This window comes from Marinobacter alexandrii, from assembly GCF_005871205.1.
In the GTDB taxonomy this organism is placed as follows: Bacteria; Pseudomonadota; Gammaproteobacteria; order Pseudomonadales; family Oleiphilaceae; genus Marinobacter; species Marinobacter alexandrii.
In genome coordinates this window covers 61,615-78,644 of record NZ_SWKM01000015.1, presented here as the reverse complement: position 1 = coordinate 78,644, position 17,030 = coordinate 61,615, and the positions used below count along the sequence as shown (strand labels likewise).

Below are 17,030 nucleotides of genomic sequence, written 5' to 3'. Positions count from 1 at the left end.
ATGGCCGAATCCGCTAAAGCGAAGAAAGCACCACAGGAGCTGACTGAAAAACAGCTGCGCTTCCGCCATTTGGCGGCACAGGGCGCCCGTGAGGGTGCGGTGATCGCGTTGATTGCCCTGTGCATCTACTTCGCGATGGCACTGGTGACGTTCAGCCCCTCCGATCCCGGTTGGGCCAGCATTGGCCACGACACCAGCGTACAGAACTACGCTGGACGCACCGGGGCCTGGTTGGCCAGTCTGTTCATGGATTTCTTTGGGCAGGTGGCCTACCTGTTCCCGGTGATGATCGCGGGCTACGCGATCATGCTGATCCGCCGCCGCAACGATTCGATGGATTTGCACTGGCCGCTGTTCATGATGCGGTTTGGCGGCTTCCTGCTCATTCTGCTTTCAGCTACCAGCTTGCTGTCGCTCTACTCGGTGTTTGGTCTCGGCGTGTCGTCCGGTGGCGTCATGGGCACCGCTGTCTCTGAGGCGATGGTGCGATTCTTCAATTTGCCGGCCACTACACTGCTGCTGATTGCTATTTTCCTGTTTGCACTTACGGTCACCACCGGCCTTTCCTGGTTCTGGCTGATGGACCAGATCGGTGGGCTGACGCTGAGATTCGGCCTTGCACTGAAAGACCTGTTCAGCCCGAATCCTGAGAAAAAGAAGGCCAAGCCAGAGCCGGCCAAGGCTCCTGAGAAATCGGCAGAACCACCACTCGTCAAAGATCGGATTCCGGCTCCCAAAGCGGAGAAACCGTATAAGCACGGGCCCAAGTGGTGGCATCGCATACCGGGTTTTGGTCCGGGCAAAACTCAAGCAAAACCGTCGGGGGAGACTCTGCAAGAGCGGAAGGAGCCGGGTCTTGAGGGATTGTCGGCTGAGTTTGATTCCGAGCCAGCCAGACTTGAGAGCTTCAGTTCCCGTGATGACAGTGACACCCAAGCGGAGCCTCAGCCATCGCGTGCGGCTAAACCATCGGCGCCAGCGCAGCAGCCAGCTGGGCGATCACTGAAGATCTCGCCGTTCAAGAAGAACGAACAGCCACCGGCACAGGGGAAGACAAAAGACAAACAGGCGTCTCTATTGGAAGACGTAGAGAGCCCGATACCACCGCTGAGCTTGCTCGATCCTCCGGAGGAGCACAAAGAGAGAGGCTACTCCGAAGAGTCGCTGGAACACATGTCCCGGATGCTTGAGGAGAAACTGGCCGACTTCGGCGTGTCCGTGGAAGTGGTCGAGGTCAATCCGGGGCCGGTTATCACCCGCTTTGAAATCAAGCCGGCGGCGGGAGTTAAGGTCAGCAAGATCTCTAACCTCGCCAAGGATTTGGCTCGTTCGCTGGCCGTTCTAAGCGTTCGTGTCGTTGAGGTCATTCCCGGTAAGTCTGTTGTGGGTATCGAAATCCCCAACGAGGAACGGGAAATCGTTCGCCTGAGCGAAGTACTTGGCGCGCGGGTTTTCGCAGAGTCCGCATCGCCCATAACCATGGCATTGGGTAATGACATCGGCGGCAACCCCATGGTCGCTAACCTGGCCAAGATGCCGCATTTGCTGGTGGCGGGTACCACGGGTTCCGGTAAGTCCGTTGGCGTAAACGCCATGCTGTTGAGCATGTTGCTCAAGGCGACACCGGATGAGGTTCGCTTCATCATGGTTGACCCCAAGATGCTCGAACTGAGTATCTACGACGGTATTCCGCATCTGCTGGCGCCGGTGGTCACCGACATGAAAGAGGCCGCCAACGCCCTGCGCTGGTGTGTGGCCGAAATGGAGCGCCGGTACAGGCTGATGGCCAACCTGGGCGTGCGGAACATTGCCGGCTACAACCGCAAGGTGAAAGACGCCAGGGAGGCCGGTGAGCCCTTGCTCGACCCGCTCTGGAAGCCGGACGAATACCTGGCGAACGACGAGCAGGAGCGCCCGGAGCTGGAGACTCTGCCGTTCATTGTCGTGGTCATCGACGAATTCGCCGACATGATGATGATCGTTGGCAAGAAGGTGGAAGAACTGATTGCCCGGATTGCCCAGAAAGCCCGTGCCGCCGGTATTCACCTGGTTCTCGCCACGCAGCGGCCGTCCGTGGACGTGATCACCGGCCTGATCAAGGCCAACATTCCTACACGGATGTCGTTCCAGGTGTCGTCCAAGATCGACTCCCGCACGGTGCTCGATCAGGGCGGCGCGGAGCAGTTGCTCGGCCATGGTGACATGCTTTACCTGCCACCGGGCTCCGGATTGCCGGTACGGGTTCATGGCGCCTTTGTGGACGACGATGAAGTCCATCGGGTGGTCAGCGCCTGGAAGGCCCGCGGTGAGCCTGTCTATGTCGACGATGTCCTCAACGGTGCGGAGGGTGAAAACCTGCCCGGAGTCCCGACGCTCACTGAAGGCGGCGGAGACAGCGAGGGCGATGCTCTGTTCGATGAGGCGGTCGCCTTTGTCACCGAGGGACGGCGGGTGTCAATTTCGTCCGTCCAGCGCAAATTCAAGATAGGGTATAACCGGGCTGCGAACCTGGTTGATGCCATGGAAGCGTCTGGCGTGGTCAGCTCGGCCGGGCACAATGGCGCCCGGGAAGTGCTGGCCCCACCACCCCCAAGAGATTAGGAGCGGTTTGCTATGCAACAGCACCCATTTTTTAAACTCATTGCCCTGGCGCTGGTCGCTCTCTTTGCCTTGTCGGCAAATGCCGCCGATGACTCGGCCAAATCTCACGACGCTGCCGGCAAACTGGCCTCGGTACTCAAAAGTTACGAGTCGTACCAGGCCAGCTTCATTCAGATCGTGGTCAATGAGAATGGCAACCGGGTACAGGAAACCCGCGGTGCCCTGAAAGCAAAACGCCCCGGGCTGTTCTACTGGGAAACCAGTGCGCCCCTGTCGCAGTTCATTGTCAGCAATGGCGAAACGGTTGAAGTCTATGACCCCGACCTCGAGCAGGTCACTGTGCATAAGCTGGATGAGCGGGTGCAAACCACACCGGCACTGCTGCTCAGCGGTGAGGTCGGCAATCTGGATGAAACCTATAAGGTGTCCCTGAAGGCGATTGGCGACAACACCCGGGAATACACATTGGAACCCCGGAACCCGGATTCCCTGTTCGTGTCACTCCGCCTGACCTTCTTCAAGGGCGAGCTGCAGGAAATGCGCATGCAGGATTCCCTGGCCCAGCTCAGCATCCTGAGCTTCGACGACATTAGACTGAACCAGAGCGTAGACGATAGCGCCTTTTCCCTGGACTACCCGGAAGGCGTGGACATCATCCGGGACGGGGCCTGATGCAGGACAGCCTGTTCGAAGAACAGACCGGATTCCGACCGCTCGCGGCGCGCATGCGCCCAGCCTCACTGGATGAATACGTCGGCCAGTTGCACCTGGTTGGCCCTGGCAAGCCGTTACGTCGGGCGGTAGAACAGGGCCAGCTGCACTCCATGATTCTCTGGGGGCCGCCGGGGGTGGGTAAAACCACTTTCGCCCAGCTGCTCGCAAACCTCAGTGACCTCAGTTTTGAAACCATCTCGGCGGTACTCAGCGGGGTCAAAGAGATCCGCGCTGTTGTCGACCGGGCCCGTCACCGTAAGAGCTCGGAAAGCCGGGATACGCTGCTGTTCGTGGACGAAGTGCATCGCTTTAACAAGAGCCAGCAGGATGCCTTTCTGCCGCATATCGAAGATGGCACCTTCATCTTTGTTGGCGCCACCACCGAGAACCCGTCGTTTGAATTGAACAGCGCACTGTTGTCCCGAACCCGGGTCTATGTGCTCAAGAATCTTGAGGATGACGATATCCTTCGATTGCTTGAACGCGCCCTGGTTTCCGAGACCGGCTTTGCCGGACGCCTGGCGGTACCCCTCGAGGTCCTGGAAATGATGGCCACGGCTGCCGGCGGCGATGCCCGCCGGGCGCTGAATATCCTTGAGGTGGCGGCGGACCTGGCTGAACCGGATGCCGAGGGGCGTGACACCGTCACCGAGGCCCAGCTTGAGCAGGTGATGCAAACCAGCCTGCGCCGCTTCGATAAGGGTGGGGACGTCTTCTACGATCAGATTTCTGCGCTGCACAAGTCAGTTCGGGGCTCGGACCCGGACGGAGCGTTGTACTGGCTGTGCCGGATGCTCGACGGCGGCTGCGATCCGTTATACGCAGCAAGACGTCTGGTACGGATTGCCAGTGAGGACATCGGAAACGCCGATCCGAGGGCTCTACAGCTAAGTTTGGATGCCTGGGGCGCCCAGGAGCGTCTGGGCTCGCCTGAGGGCGAGCTGGCGCTTGCGCAGGCGGTTACCTATCTGGCCCTATGCCCCAAGAGCAACGCGGTCTACAACGCCTTTAACCGCTGCATGGCCGATATCCGTCAGGACCCGGATTACGAGGTGCCGGTGCACCTTCGTAACGCACCCACGAAACTTCTCAAGTCCATGGGCCACGGCGAATCCTATCGCTACGCCCATGACGAACCGGAGGCCTTTGCCGCCGGCGAATCCTATTTGCCCGAAGCGATCCATCAGCGCAGGTACTACCAGCCGGTTAATCGTGGGCTCGAAATCAAACTGGCGGAAAAGCGCGAGCGCCTGAACCAGCGCAATGCCGAGAGCACCCGAAAGCGCTACTCCTGAGCCTGGCTGCAAGGTAGCCACGAGCCTCAGTGCAGGTATAATGTTCCGTCATTTCTCACACATCGCAAACCGGAATAGTCAGGATAACCATGCTCGATCCAAAACGTGTCCGTACTCAGACTGACGAGATCGCCCGTCGGTTGGCCATCAAGAATTTCACCTTTGATACCGCCACCTTCGAGCAGCTTGAGGAACGCCGTCGCGCAATTCAAGTGCGTACCGAGACACTTCAGGGCGAGCAGAACAAACAGTCCAAGTTGATTGGCAAGGCCAAGGCCGCTGGTGAGGATATCCAGCCGTTGCTGGACCAGGTTGACAGCCTGAAAGAGCAAAAGTCCGAAGCGGAAGACGAGCTACGGTTGCTGCAGGAAGAGCTGACCGCGTTTCTGGATGGTATTCCCAATCTTCCGGACGAGGGCGTACCTGCCGGTGACAGCGAAGACGACAACGTTGAAATTCGCAGCTGGGGCACGCCTGCAGTGTTGGATTTCGAGCCCAAAGACCATGTGGCGCTCGGTGAAGGCCTCAAAGGACTGGATTTTGAGACTGCCAGCCGACTCGCTCATTCCCGTTTTGCAGTCATGCGTGGCCCTGTGGCTCGTCTGCACCGGGCACTTGCGCAGTTTATGCTCAACCTGCACACCGGCGAGCACGGCTACACTGAAACTTACGTTCCGTACTTGGTCAATGCCGAAACGCTCTATGGCACCGGACAGCTGCCCAAGTTTGAGGACGACCTTTTCAAGATGGAAGGGGACAATCCGCTGTACCTGATCCCGACCGCAGAGGTACCCGCGACGAACCTCGTTGCCGACAGTATTCTCGACGCTACCGAACTGCCGTTGCAGATGGTTTGCCACACGCCGTGTTTCCGCAGTGAAGCCGGTTCCTACGGCCGTGACACCCGGGGCATGATCCGGCAGCATCAGTTCGATAAAGTTGAATTGGTGCATGTGGTTCGTCCGGAGGATTCGGATCAGGCACTTGATGCGCTGACGGGTCACGCCGAGAAAGTGCTTCAGTTGCTTGAACTGCCGTACCGGGTTATGACTCTGTGTGGCGGCGATATGGGCTTCTCCGCGGCGAAGACCTTTGATCTGGAAGTCTGGTTGCCGGGGCAGCAGAAATACCGGGAAATCTCATCCTGCTCCAACACCCGTGATTTTCAGGCACGGCGCATGCATGCTAGATGGCGTAACCCGGAAACTGGAAAGCCTGAGCCTGTGCATACCCTGAACGGTTCTGGCCTGGCGGTAGGCCGTGCCCTGATTGCCGTTATGGAGAATTACCAACAGGCCGATGGCAGCATCCTGATTCCGGACGTACTCAAGCCGTACATGGGAGGTCTAGACCGAATCCAATGAGTGATCAGCCAGAAAATGCACCAGGGAAGGGCATAGGTGCGACGCCTGCACCAATTCGTTACCGGGTGAACCCGGTAACGGACAATCCCAACAGCTCCGCCGGTGAAGTCGCCCTCGTGGGTGCCGGCCCCGGAGATCCTGAGTTGTTGACGTTGAAGGCCTGGCGTCTGATTACCGCCGCCGAAGTGGTTCTTTACGACCGGCTGGTATCGCCTGAGATTCTGGCGCTGATTCCAGAGACCGCTGAACGGATTCATGTTGGCAAGCAGCGGTCAAATCACACCTTGCCTCAAGATCAGATCAATCAGCGCCTGGTGGATCTGGCACGAGCGGGCCACAAAGTGGTGCGGCTCAAAGGTGGTGATCCGTTTATCTTCGGCCGTGGCGGTGAGGAAATTGAGACCCTGGCGGCTGCGGGCGTGCGTTTCCAGGTGGTTCCCGGCATTACTGCCGCATCGGGATGCGCGGCTTATGCCGGTATCCCGCTGACACATCGGGATCATGCCCAGTCGGTGCGGTTTGTCACCGGACACCTTAAAGACGATAGCTGCAATCTGCCCTGGAAGGATTTCGTGCAGAACAACCAGACCCTGGTGTTCTACATGGGGTTGGTCGGCCTCCCGATTATATGCCGGCAGCTGATCGGTCATGGCATGCCTCCGGACATGCCGGTAGCGCTGGTGTCCAAGGGCACCACCCCCGACCAGAAAGTCATCACGGGCACTCTGGAAACCATTGTTGCCCGGGTTGGCTCGGATGATGTTCAGCCGCCGACGCTGGTCATCATCGGCCATGTTGTTGCGCTGCGCGATCGGCTGGATTGGGTCGGTGGCTTGCCAGAGCGCAAGTGAATCGCGGGTTGCGGGATGGATCAGTACCGTCAACCATGAACAAAAAAGGGGAGCCAATTGGCTCCCCTTTTTTTATGTTGCGAATGTCCGGTTAGCCGATCTTGCGGCCAGGCAGGACGTCTTTCAGCTTGTCACGCATTTCCCGGATAGCCTTCTCCGTGGTGGGCCAGTCAATGCAGGCGTCGGTTACCGATACGCCGTATTTCAGGTCGTCCAGGTTGTCCGGAATCGACTGATTGCCCCAGTTGATGTTGCTTTCAACCATCAGGCTCTGGATGGAGTTGTTACCCTCGAGGATTTGATGGGTGACATCCTGCATGACCAGGGGTTGCAGGCCAGGATCCTTATTGGAGTTGGCGTGGCTGCAGTCGACCATGATTGACTTGCGCAGCTTGGCTTTTTCCAGGGCCTGTTCGCATAGCGCGACGCTGACTGAATCGTAGTTGGGTTTGCCACCACCGCCACGCAGTACTGCATGGCCATAGTTGTTGCCCTTGGTTCGGATGATTGCAGCCTTGCCTTGTTGGTCAATGCCAAGGAAGTTGTGCGGGTGCGATACCGATTTCATGGCGTTTACAACGACATCCAGGCTGCCGTCGGTGCCGTTCTTGAAACCGATAGCCATAGAAAGCCCACTGCTCATCTCGCGGTGAGTCTGGGATTCTGTGGTCCTGGCGCCGATGGCCGACCAGGCGATGGTGTCCTGGAGGTACTGGGGCGAAATTGGATCCAGCGCTTCGGTTGCGGCTGGCAGGCCCAGTTCGTTGATGTCTAACAACAGGCGGCGACCGATATGAAGCCCCTGTTCAATGTCGAAGGTATCGTTCAGGTGCGGGTCGTTGATCAGACCTTTCCAGCCGACGGTTGTCCGCGGCTTTTCGAAATAGACGCGCATTACGATCAGAAGGGTGTCACTGACTTCGTCCGACAGTTTTTTCAGGCGTTGGGCGTAGTCGCGCGCGGCTTCAACGTCGTGGATGGAGCACGGACCGATGACGACGAACAGGCGATGGTCCTTGCCGTCCATGATATCGTAGATGGCTTGGCGGCCCTTGGCCACGGTTTCGGCGGCGGCGTCGGAGAGTGGCATCTCCTGCTTGAGTGCTTCAGGAGTGATAAGTGGTTCCTGGCTGGCCACGTTCAGGTTCTCTAGTTTTTTGCCCGACATGTTGTTCTATATCCCCGATTCTGATCGTTGCATCTTCATTGGACGAACAATTGCCAACGAAGTTGCAGATTGGTGCCAATGCCCCGGGAATCCAGTGTGAATAACCCCGGGGAGGTGGTTATACTGCTTTATTTGGTAGGCCTTTTCAACGCTTCTTACGTATGGGGAACGGATGTCACAGAACCGGCAGAAACCGCAGGGTAGTGCGAGTCGCCAGGCGGTTTCCGGACAAATCGGAGACGTCCTTTCGGGTATTCGTGTCCCGGACCTGCCGTACCCGGCCGGTAAGCTTGCACCGGAAGCTGTCAGCGACTGGCGCCCACTGCTGTCATCCTGCTGGGCTGAACAGCGCGACGAGCGCGTCACCCATGTCATCCGTTCCGTTCATCTGGACTGGTCGTCCATGCAGATCAACGCCGCCTATGTCGCCGATCGCATCATGGACGTGTTCCTGAAAACCAGTGGTCTGCACCCGGAACTGGCATGCCGCATTGCCCGGCTGCGTTTTTACCTGGCCTGGAGGATGAATCTTGAAGGCGCAAATGCCTTTTGTGACGCCCTGACGGACTGGCTCGACAGCCTGCAGGAGTGGCGGGGGTGGAGTGACTCCGGCGGACGCTCGAGTCGCGTGCTGCTTGATCAACTGGATGCGCTGGTGATCGCAGTATCCAGCAGTTTCAAGTCGGGCGAGGCCACGCCCGTCGAGGAATTCTGTCGGCAGTGGCAACAGGATGCACAGAAGCGAAATGCCCAGACTGGCAAGCTGAGGAAGCGGCTGCTGGAGACCGAACAGGGAGCCGCACGGCAGCGCCGAGCGGACCAGACTGCCCGGGCTTTGATCGGTAGAGCGCTGCAGGGGAGGATGCTGCCGCCAGCTATAACCGAGTTTATTCTGGATTATTGGTACCGGCTGTTGAAACAGGCGATCTGGACATCGGGGGTCGAAGGCGAGGGCTGTCGCCACGGCTCCAAACTGCTCGAGTGGCTGGTTTGGGTCGGCGATCCCTCGCTCTCTGACAAGGACCGGGACCGGCTGTACACCGTTGGTGAACAGATAGGCGACCGATTAATGGATGTCTGGAATGGCACCTTTGGTCAGGCCCTCGAAGCCAGGGCGCTCGCAGGCATCGAAAACGTCATGGTTTCCAGGCTTCGGGGAGAGACACCGGAGCTGGCGGAGGCGTTACCGAAACTAAAGTCGTTTGCCTGGGACAGCAGCTGGCTGGGATTTTCAGGGGTACAGCCCGGCCGCGCCGAAGGCCTTGAGGGAGGCTGGTTTGTTGAAGGCGAAGGTCGCAGGGAGCAGCGGCGGTTCTTCTTCGCACTGCTGGAAGATACCGCTGAAATCCTCTGGACCAACGGTGCCGGGGTGAAACTTGGCCTGCAACCCTGGGCAGAATTTGAAACCGCTCGAACTCAAAGCGACCTTCGACCGCTACCAACCCTGACTCCCTTTGGTCAGGTGTTGACCGACACGGTGACTGTGCTGGCGAACGTGTGCGCAAAACAACGCAAGCAACGTGAGCAGGCGGCCCGAGACGCTAGAGAACGTGCCGAGGCGCTCAGGCGTGAAAGGGAGGCCGCTGAGCAGGTGCGGTTGGTTCAGGAGGCGGCCAGAGCGTCGGAGCTGCAGCGCCAGCGTGAGTCGGTGGAGCAACAACGCCTTGATGACCAACGTGCCGAGCAAGAGCGTCTGGATCGCAAGCAGACGCTGTTGGCCCAGGCCCAAGCGGATGGTATCAAGTTGGGTGGCTGGATCGTCGTCAATCCGGACGACGCGGACAACGACCCGATTCGTCTGAAACTGGCGGTACGGATCAATGCGTCGCGGAAACTCGTTTTCGTCGATCGGCTCGGTCTTAATCGCCGGGAGTTTATCGAGGATCAACTGGTTGAAGGCATCGTGTCCGGAAAAATCCGGGTGCTGGGCAGTTCTGCAGAATTTGATGACACACTGAGTCGTGTCGTCGGTAGAATCCGGGTCGGCCGAAACTAGGCGTTTCGAACAGGAAGGTATAACAATAATGACTGATGCAGACTACGAATTTGGTAACACCGGGCATGGCAGAGAGGTGCCGGACAATCGTGCGGACTACCGCCTCACCGCAACCGCCCGTGCCACCCTGGAGCTCGAATCTACGTTGCCCAGTCCGGGCGCTGGTGAGGACTCTGGCGGGCGACAGCTGGTGTGCCGGATTCGGGATATCTCAGCCCGGGGAATATCGCTGTTCTCAAAGGAGCCGGTGTCCCTCGGGGCGCTGTTACCGGCTTGGGTATCCCTGGGTGAGCTCGACCAGGAATTTTCCCTGATGCTGGAAGTGGTTTGGTGTCGGCCCTACGAATCTGAGTTTCTGGTTGGAGCGCAGATCGTACAATCGGACGAAACCGCCTACGTTGAGTGGGTCGAGGTGGTAGCGATTGCGATGGCGGCCGAATAGCAATAACAAAAAAGCCGGCACTGAGCCGGCTTTTTTGTGAGCGTCGATGGTGTATCCGACGTTAGTCTTCCATTTCCGCCATGCCGGTAATATTGAAGCCGGCATCCACGTACATGATCTCGCCCGTAATACCGCTGGCCATATCCGAGCCGAGGAAGGCTGCGGAATTACCCACTTCCTCGATGGTGACGTTGCGGCGCAATGGTGCCCGCTTCGCGTTCTCCGCAAGCATCTTGCGGAAGCTCTTGATGCCGGAAGCCGCGAGTGTCTTGATCGGGCCCGCAGAAATACCGTTCACCCGAATGCCGTCGCGGCCCAGGCTGGCGGCCATGTAGCGAACGTTGGCCTCAAGAGAGGCTTTGGCCAGGCCCATCACGTTGTAATTCTGGAGTACCCGCTCGGCGCCCAGGTAGCTCAAGGTAATCAGTGAGCTGCCTTCGTGCATCATTCCGCGCGCGCCTTTTGCCAGTGCCACGAAGCTGTATGAGCTGATGTCGTGGGCGATACGGAAACCTTCACGGGTGGTTACATCAACGTAGTTGCCGTCCAGTTCGTGTCCCGGCGCGAAGCCAACGGCGTGGACGATGATGTCGATGTGATCCCAGTGCTTGTTGAGTTCGGTAAAGACCTGCTCGATTTCCTCGTCACTGGCAACGTCACAGGGGAAGGTCAGCTTGCTGCCCCATTGTTCGGCGAACTTCTCCACCCGAGGCTGCAGCTTTTCGTTCTGGTAGGTAAATGCCAGCTCGGCGCCTTCCCGGGCAAAGGCTTCGGCAATGCCATAGGCAATGGACAGCTTACTGGCAACGCCAACGATCAGTGCTTTCTTGCCACTGAGTATTCCCATGGGTAAATCTCCCTGTGTTCCTGATTTGAAGGCATTATCCCTGAACACTATGGTTCCGGGTAACACTCAATTGGTCGTAGAAGTCTGCTGGTAAAAGAAAGCAGCACTCAGAAGCTCCTGAGTATAGGGCTGGGTCGGCGCCCGGAATATATCCTCAGCGCTGCCGTACTCCACGATCTCACCATGATGCAACACCAGCAGCTTGTGACTGAGTGCTCGAACCACCGCCAGATCGTGACTGATAAAAATATAGCTTAGACCATAGCGGCTCTGAAGATCCCGCAGCAACTCAATAACCTGCTTCTGGACCGTGCGGTCGAGCGCCGAGGTAGGTTCGTCCAGGATGATCAGGTCCGGCTGCAGGACCAGTGCCCGGGCTATGGCAATCCGCTGGCGTTGGCCGCCGGAAAACTCATGGGGGTAGCGGTGACGGGCGTCGGGGTCCAGCCCAACGTCCTGGAGTGCCCGGATCACTCGTTGCTCGTGGGCGTCGGAAGTATCCGGATCGTGAATTTCCAGGCCTTCCCGAACGATTTCGGCAATCGACATGCGTGGGCTCAGGCTGCCAAACGGGTCCTGAAAAACGATCTGAATGCGCTTGCGCCAGGGCCGAAACTGCTTCTGGGTCAGGGAGCCCAGCTCCTCGCCCGCGAGCTGTATGCCGCCAGAGCTCGTGGTCAACTTTAGCAGTGCGTGGCCGATGGTGGTCTTGCCACTGCCGCTTTCACCCACGATCCCGAGAGTTTCACCGCGATTCAGGCTGAAGTTGGTCGATTTGACCGCGTGAAAAGAGTCTTTCACCTTGCCGAACAGGGATTTCTGGGTGGTAAAACGAACATCCAGATCCGACACCTTCAGCAAGGGCTCGGAGGTGACCGAGATCGCCAGGGGCGCGTCGGGTGGCTCCGCATCCAGCAGCTTGCAGGTGTATGGATGCTGCGGATTGGCGAACAGGGTTTCGGTGTCGGCATGCTCCACCAGCTTACCCTGTTCCATTACCGCCACTTCGTCCGCGTACCGGCGGACAATGGTGAGGTCGTGGGTGATCATCAGGATGGCCATGCCGAGCTTGCCCTGTAGGTCCCGGAGCAATTCCAGGACCTGTTTCTGAACGGTCACGTCCAGGGCCGTGGTGGGTTCATCGGCAATCAGCAGGTCCGGCTCGTTGGCCAGGGCCATGGCAATCATCACCCGCTGTTTCTGGCCACCGGACAACTGATGGGGATAGCTTGAAAGCCGGCTTTCCGGATCCCGAATTCCAACCAGTTCCAGAAGTTCGATGCAGCGCTTCCTGGCGGCCGAGTTGCGCAGGCCCTTGTGCAGCGCCAGGGTTTCACCAATCTGCTTCTCCACTGTGTGCAGCGGGTTCAGGGAGGTCATCGGTTCCTGGAAGATCATGCTTATCTTCCGCCCGCGGATCTGGCGCAGGCGTTTTTCGCTGACCTTGAGCATGTCTTCACCCTGGAAGTGAATCTCTCCCGTTGGGTACCGGACATGGCGCTCATCCAGCAGGCGAAGCACAGACAGGGCGGAGATGGACTTGCCCGAGCCGCTTTCGCCTACCAGGGCCAGGGTCTGTCCCGTGCGAATGGCCAGTGACAGGGAATCGACCACCCGTGGCCCCCGGTCGAAGCAGATAGACAGATTGGAAATGCGCAGCAGTTCGTTCATATCAGCTCTTTCTCGGATCAAAAGCGTCGCGCACGGCTTCACCGACGAACACCAGCAAGGTCAGCATGATTGAAAGCGAGACGAACGCAGACATGCCCAGCCAGGGCGCATGCAGGTTGGCCTTGCCCTGCGCGATCAGTTCTCCCAGGGAGGGCGAGCCCGATGGCAGGCCAAACCCCAGGAAATCCAGGGAGGTCAGTCCGGTGATGGCGCCGGTCAGAATGAAAGGCAGGAAGGTCAGGGTGGCGACCATGGCGTTGGGCAGGATATGTCGGAACATGATCTTGCGGTTGTCCAAGCCCAGGGCTCGAGCCGCTTTCACGTACTCGAAGTTTCGCGCTCGCAGGAATTCCGCACGCACCACGTCTACCAGCCCCATCCAGCTGAACAGCAACATGATACCCAGGAGCCACCAGAAGTTCGGCTGCACGATACTCGACAGGATGATCAGCAGGTACAGAACCGGCAAGCCGGACCAGACTTCTATAAAACGCTGGCCGAGCAGATCGGTTTTGCCGCCGTAATAACCCTGAATGGCACCGACGGCCACGCCCACAATGCAGCTGGCGATGGTGAGGGTGAGACCGAACAGCACCGAAATGCGGAAGCCGTAGATCACCCGGGCAGCCACATCGCGACCCTGGTCATCGGTTCCCAGCCAGTTCTCCAGGCTGGGTGGCGCCGGCGAGGGCACTTCCAGATCGTAATTGATCGTGTTGTAGCTGAATCGGATCGGGGGCCACACAATCCAGCCATCGGCTTCGATGGCGTCGGCTATAAAGGGGTCGCGGTAATCTGCCTCGGTGGGCAGGAAGCCACCAAAGGTTTCCTCGGGAACCGACTCCACCACAGGAAAATAGAGCGTGCCCTGGTAGGAGACTATCAGCGGCGCGTCGTTGGCAATCAATTCTGCGGCCAGTGACAGGCCAAACAGTGCCAGGAACACCCACAGCGACCAGAACCCGCGTCGGTTAGCCCGGAAGTTACGCAGCCGGCGCTGTTGGATCGGGGTCAGAGAGCGCTTGCTCATGCGCCCTCCCGGCTTTCAAAATCGATGCGGGGGTCAACCAGGACATAGGTTATGTCACTGATCAGTTTCAGGATCAGCCCCATCAAGGTGAAGATGTACAGGGTGCCGAAAATCACCGGGTAGTCGCGATTCAGGGCAGCCTCAAAGCCCAGTAGGCCCAAACCGTCCAGCGAGAAGATCACCTCAATGAGCAGGGACCCGGTGAAGAACAGGGACACCAGAACGCCCGGCAGGCTTGCGATCACGATCAGCATGGCATTGCGGAACACATGGCCGTATAGCACCTGTTTGTCGTCCAGGCCCTTGGCACGGGCAGTCACCACGTATTGTTTGCTGATTTCGTCGAGGAACGAGTTCTTGGTAAGCAGGGTGAGTGTGGCGAAACCACCGATGACGTTGGCAGTTACCGGCAGGGCCAGGTGCCAGAAGTAATCCCCGATCTTCTGCAGCCAGTTGAGTTCGTCAAAGTTGGAGGAGGTCAGCCCACGTAACGGGAAGAAGTCGAAGTAGCTGCCACCGGCAAACAGGACAATCAGCAGGATCGCGAACAGGAAGCCGGGAATGGCATAGCCGATGACGATGGCAGAGCTGCTCCAGACATCAAAGCGCGACCCGTCCGTGACAGCCTTGCGAATACCCAGGGGAATGGAAATGATATAGATGATCAGTGTCGACCAGAGCCCCAGGGAGATGGAGACCGGCATCTTGTCGAGAATCAGCTCGGTAACGCTCTTTTCCCGAAAAAAGGAATCGCCGAAATTGAAGGTGGCGTAGTCGCCCAGCATCTTCAGGAAGCGTTCATGGGCTGGTTTATCGAAGCCGTACATGACTTCGATCTCTTTCAGCAACTCTTCGGGAATGCCGCGGGAGCCGCGACTGTCACCGGAGGCGCTGGATACCTCGGCGCCGGAATCGCCGCCGGAGGCCCGGGCCAGGGCGCTGCCACCGTGGCCTTCCATTTCGGCAATCAGCTGCTCAACCGGGCCGCCGGGGGCGGCCTGAACGATCACGAAGTTCAACAGCATGATCCCGATCAGCGTCGGGATAATCAGCGCCAGCCTTCGAAGTATATAGATGCCCATTTAGCGGAGCGTTCCTTCCGTTACAGCGAGGGTCAAAATCCCGTGCTCAGGGCTGCACCCACCAGTTATCGAGATCAACTCCGTTCTTGGGTGTTTCGGCTGGGCGTTGCAGATGGCCCCAGTAGGCAACCCGATCCTTGGCCAGATGCCAGTGAGGTATCACGTAGTGGCCGTGCAGGAGCACGCGATCCAGGGCCCGGGTCCGGTGCACCAGCTCGTTGCGGTCCGGCGCCTGGATGACCTGGCTGACCAGTTGATCGACAACCGGATGGCTTACCCCCATGTAGTTGCGGGAGCCTACCGCTTCAACGTTGTCCGAGTGCCAGTACTCGCGCTGCTCATTGCCGGGAGAATCCGACTGCGGCAGCACCTGGGTGATCATGTCGAAATCGAACTCGCGGACTCGCTGAACGTACTGGTTGCTATCGACCAGCCGGACAGATACATCAATGCCTAGTTTCGCGAGATTGTTCTTGAAGGGCAGCACCACGCGCTCGAAGCTCTTTTGGAACAGCAGGATCTCGAACCTCAGGGGTTCGCCGGTCTCCTGGTGAATCATGGTGCCTTCTTTAATGGTGTAATCAGCGGCGCGTAGCAGCTCCAGTGCTGCGCGCAAGTTGGTTCTTACCCCTTTCTGGCCGTCGGTTTCAGGCGGTTGGTATACCTCGGCAAAGACGTCGGCTGGCAGCTCTTCGCGAAACGGCTCCAGCAGCTCCAGTTCCCGGCCCTGGGGCAGACCGGAAGAGGCGAGCTCGCTGTTCTCAAAATAGCTGTTGGTTCGGGTGTACTGGCCATAGAAAAGGTTCTTGTTGGCCCATTCAAAATCGAATCCGTAGGCGAGGGCTTCACGAACCCGCGGGTCGCTGAACACTTCACGGCGGGTGTTGAAGACAAAGCCTTGCATGCCGGTCGGGCGCTGATGATCGACGGCTTCCGCAACGATTTTGCCGTTTTCGAACTTCTCCCCAGCGTAAGCCGTGGCCCAGTTCTTGGCCGAGGTCTCAAGTCGAAAATCGAAGCTGCCGGCTTTGAACGCTTCCAGTGCCACGGTATCGTCAGTGTAGTAGTCGTAGCGGATACGGTCGAAATTGAAACGACCCCGTCGCACGGCCAGATCTTCGGCCCAGTAGTCTTCAACCCTTTCATAGGCGACCGAACGACCAGCTTCAAATTTCCCGATCCGGTAAGGGCCGCTACCCAGGGGAGGCGTTAGGCCATTCTCGCCAAATTCGTGCTCGGACCAGTAGTGGGCTGGCAGGATCGGCATCTGACCCAGAATCAGCGGCAGTTCGCGGTTGGTAGTAGCTTTGAAGTCAAAGCGTATGCGCTTGGGGCTTTGCACCGTTACCTTGGCCACATCCGCGTAGTAATTACGGAAGAACGGATGGCCTTCTGTGGTCAGGATTTCGAAGGAAAACTTCACGTCTTCGGCGGTAATCGGCTCACCGTCGTGGAACCGGGCCTGGTCACGGAGGTTGAACACCACATAGCTGCGGTCTTCCGGTGTCTCAATCGACTTGGCAATCAGGCCGTAGGCAGAAAAAGGCTCATCGTCTGAAGACACCATCAGGGTGTCGTACAGATAGGTGCTGATTCCGGCAGCCGCAACGCCCCGGATATCAAATGGATTGAAGGAATCGAAGCCGTTGGCCACCACCGCCATTTTCAGCGTGCCGCCCTTGGGAGCTTCCGGGTTCACGTAGTCAAAGTGGGCAAATCCCTGTGGGTACTTGGGGCTGCCGTGCATGGCAATGCCATGTCGGGCTTCGACGGAACCGGTGCTGTCGCCAGCGGCGAATGCGGGGGCATTGAATGCCATGAAAGCGAAAGAGGAGAGGAGCGATGTAAGGTATGAGGCTGTCCGTTTGCTGGTCATAGGTCTCGCACGTTCCGGAGGGTTAGGCGGGCGCACCCTCTGCCAGGTCGGCGCACCCATGGCTCCTAATCGAACCGTTATGATTCTTGTAGT

General features: G+C 58.5%; 12 protein-coding genes and 2 pseudogenes. 8 read left to right on the top strand and 6 right to left on the bottom strand.

Annotated elements, in window-relative coordinates; all coding sequences use genetic code 11:
* The 6 genes and pseudogenes from FCS96_RS20380 to cobA all read left to right on the top strand — a co-directional run.
* Positions 1-534, top strand: a pseudogene (locus tag FCS96_RS20380) (DNA translocase FtsK 4TM domain-containing protein); the annotation flags it as partial.
* Positions 535-924: 390 nt separating this feature from the next.
* Positions 925-2,601 (top strand): annotated as a pseudogene (locus FCS96_RS16595) (DNA translocase FtsK); the annotation flags it as partial.
* A 12-nt stretch (positions 2,602-2,613) separates the two neighbouring features.
* Positions 2,614-3,273 carry an outer membrane lipoprotein chaperone LolA gene (gene lolA, locus FCS96_RS16590; RefSeq protein ID WP_138441495.1) on the top strand — a complete coding sequence of 220 codons (660 nt, stop codon included), beginning with the start codon at positions 2,614-2,616 and terminating at the stop codon, positions 3,271-3,273.
* The gene (locus FCS96_RS16585; protein WP_138441494.1) at positions 3,273-4,610 is read left to right on the top strand and encodes a replication-associated recombination protein A; all 1,338 of its coding nucleotides are present in this window, start codon (positions 3,273-3,275) and stop codon (positions 4,608-4,610) included. Before lolA ends, FCS96_RS16585 begins: the two co-directional genes overlap by 1 nt.
* Before the next feature lie 89 nt (positions 4,611-4,699).
* Positions 4,700-5,974: a serine--tRNA ligase gene (gene serS, locus FCS96_RS16580; RefSeq protein WP_138441493.1), complete on the top strand. Its 1,275-nt coding sequence runs from the start codon at positions 4,700-4,702 to the stop codon at positions 5,972-5,974.
* Entirely contained in the window at positions 5,971-6,825 is an 855-nt protein-coding gene (cobA, locus tag FCS96_RS16575; protein WP_138441492.1) for a uroporphyrinogen-III C-methyltransferase, read from the top strand. The genes serS and cobA overlap by 4 nt, the downstream gene beginning before the upstream one ends.
* 91 nt (positions 6,826-6,916) lie before the next feature.
* Here the strand turns inward: cobA and FCS96_RS16570 are convergent, their stop codons facing one another.
* Positions 6,917-7,993: a 3-deoxy-7-phosphoheptulonate synthase gene (locus FCS96_RS16570; protein WP_138441491.1), complete on the bottom strand. Its 1,077-nt coding sequence runs from the start codon at positions 7,991-7,993 to the stop codon at positions 6,917-6,919.
* A 172-nt stretch (positions 7,994-8,165) separates the two neighbouring features.
* Here FCS96_RS16570 and FCS96_RS16565 point away from each other — a divergent pair, with 172 nt between their 5' ends.
* Both FCS96_RS16565 and FCS96_RS16560 read left to right on the top strand, forming a co-directional pair.
* Positions 8,166-9,989, top strand: coding sequence for a DUF1631 family protein (locus tag FCS96_RS16565; protein ID WP_138441490.1), 1,824 nt, complete (start codon positions 8,166-8,168; stop codon positions 9,987-9,989).
* 28 nt (positions 9,990-10,017) lie between these two features.
* Positions 10,018-10,431, top strand: coding sequence for a PilZ domain-containing protein (locus FCS96_RS16560; protein ID WP_138441489.1), 414 nt, complete (start codon positions 10,018-10,020; stop codon positions 10,429-10,431).
* Positions 10,432-10,492: 61 nt separating this feature from the next.
* On the opposite strand, the gene FCS96_RS16555 is transcribed toward FCS96_RS16560, so the two are convergent.
* From FCS96_RS16555 to FCS96_RS16535, 5 genes are all read right to left on the bottom strand, one after another.
* A complete protein-coding gene (locus FCS96_RS16555; RefSeq protein ID WP_138441488.1) occupies positions 10,493-11,278 on the bottom strand; it encodes an enoyl-ACP reductase FabI in 786 nt (261 codons plus the stop codon).
* 66 nt (positions 11,279-11,344) lie between these two features.
* The gene (locus FCS96_RS16550; protein ID WP_138441487.1) at positions 11,345-12,949 is read right to left on the bottom strand and encodes an ABC transporter ATP-binding protein; all 1,605 of its coding nucleotides are present in this window, start codon (positions 12,947-12,949) and stop codon (positions 11,345-11,347) included.
* Position 12,950: 1 nt separating this feature from the next.
* Positions 12,951-13,979, bottom strand: coding sequence for an ABC transporter permease (locus FCS96_RS16545; RefSeq protein WP_138441486.1), 1,029 nt, complete (start codon positions 13,977-13,979; stop codon positions 12,951-12,953).
* Positions 13,976-15,061, bottom strand: a complete 1,086-nt coding sequence (locus FCS96_RS16540) for a microcin C ABC transporter permease YejB (protein ID WP_138441485.1) — start codon at positions 15,059-15,061, stop codon at positions 13,976-13,978. Before FCS96_RS16540 ends, FCS96_RS16545 begins: the two co-directional genes overlap by 4 nt.
* 46 nt (positions 15,062-15,107) lie before the next feature.
* A complete protein-coding gene (locus FCS96_RS16535) occupies positions 15,108-16,880 on the bottom strand; it encodes an extracellular solute-binding protein (protein WP_228264140.1) in 1,773 nt (590 codons plus the stop codon).
* Between the last annotated feature and the right edge of the window lie 150 nt (positions 16,881-17,030).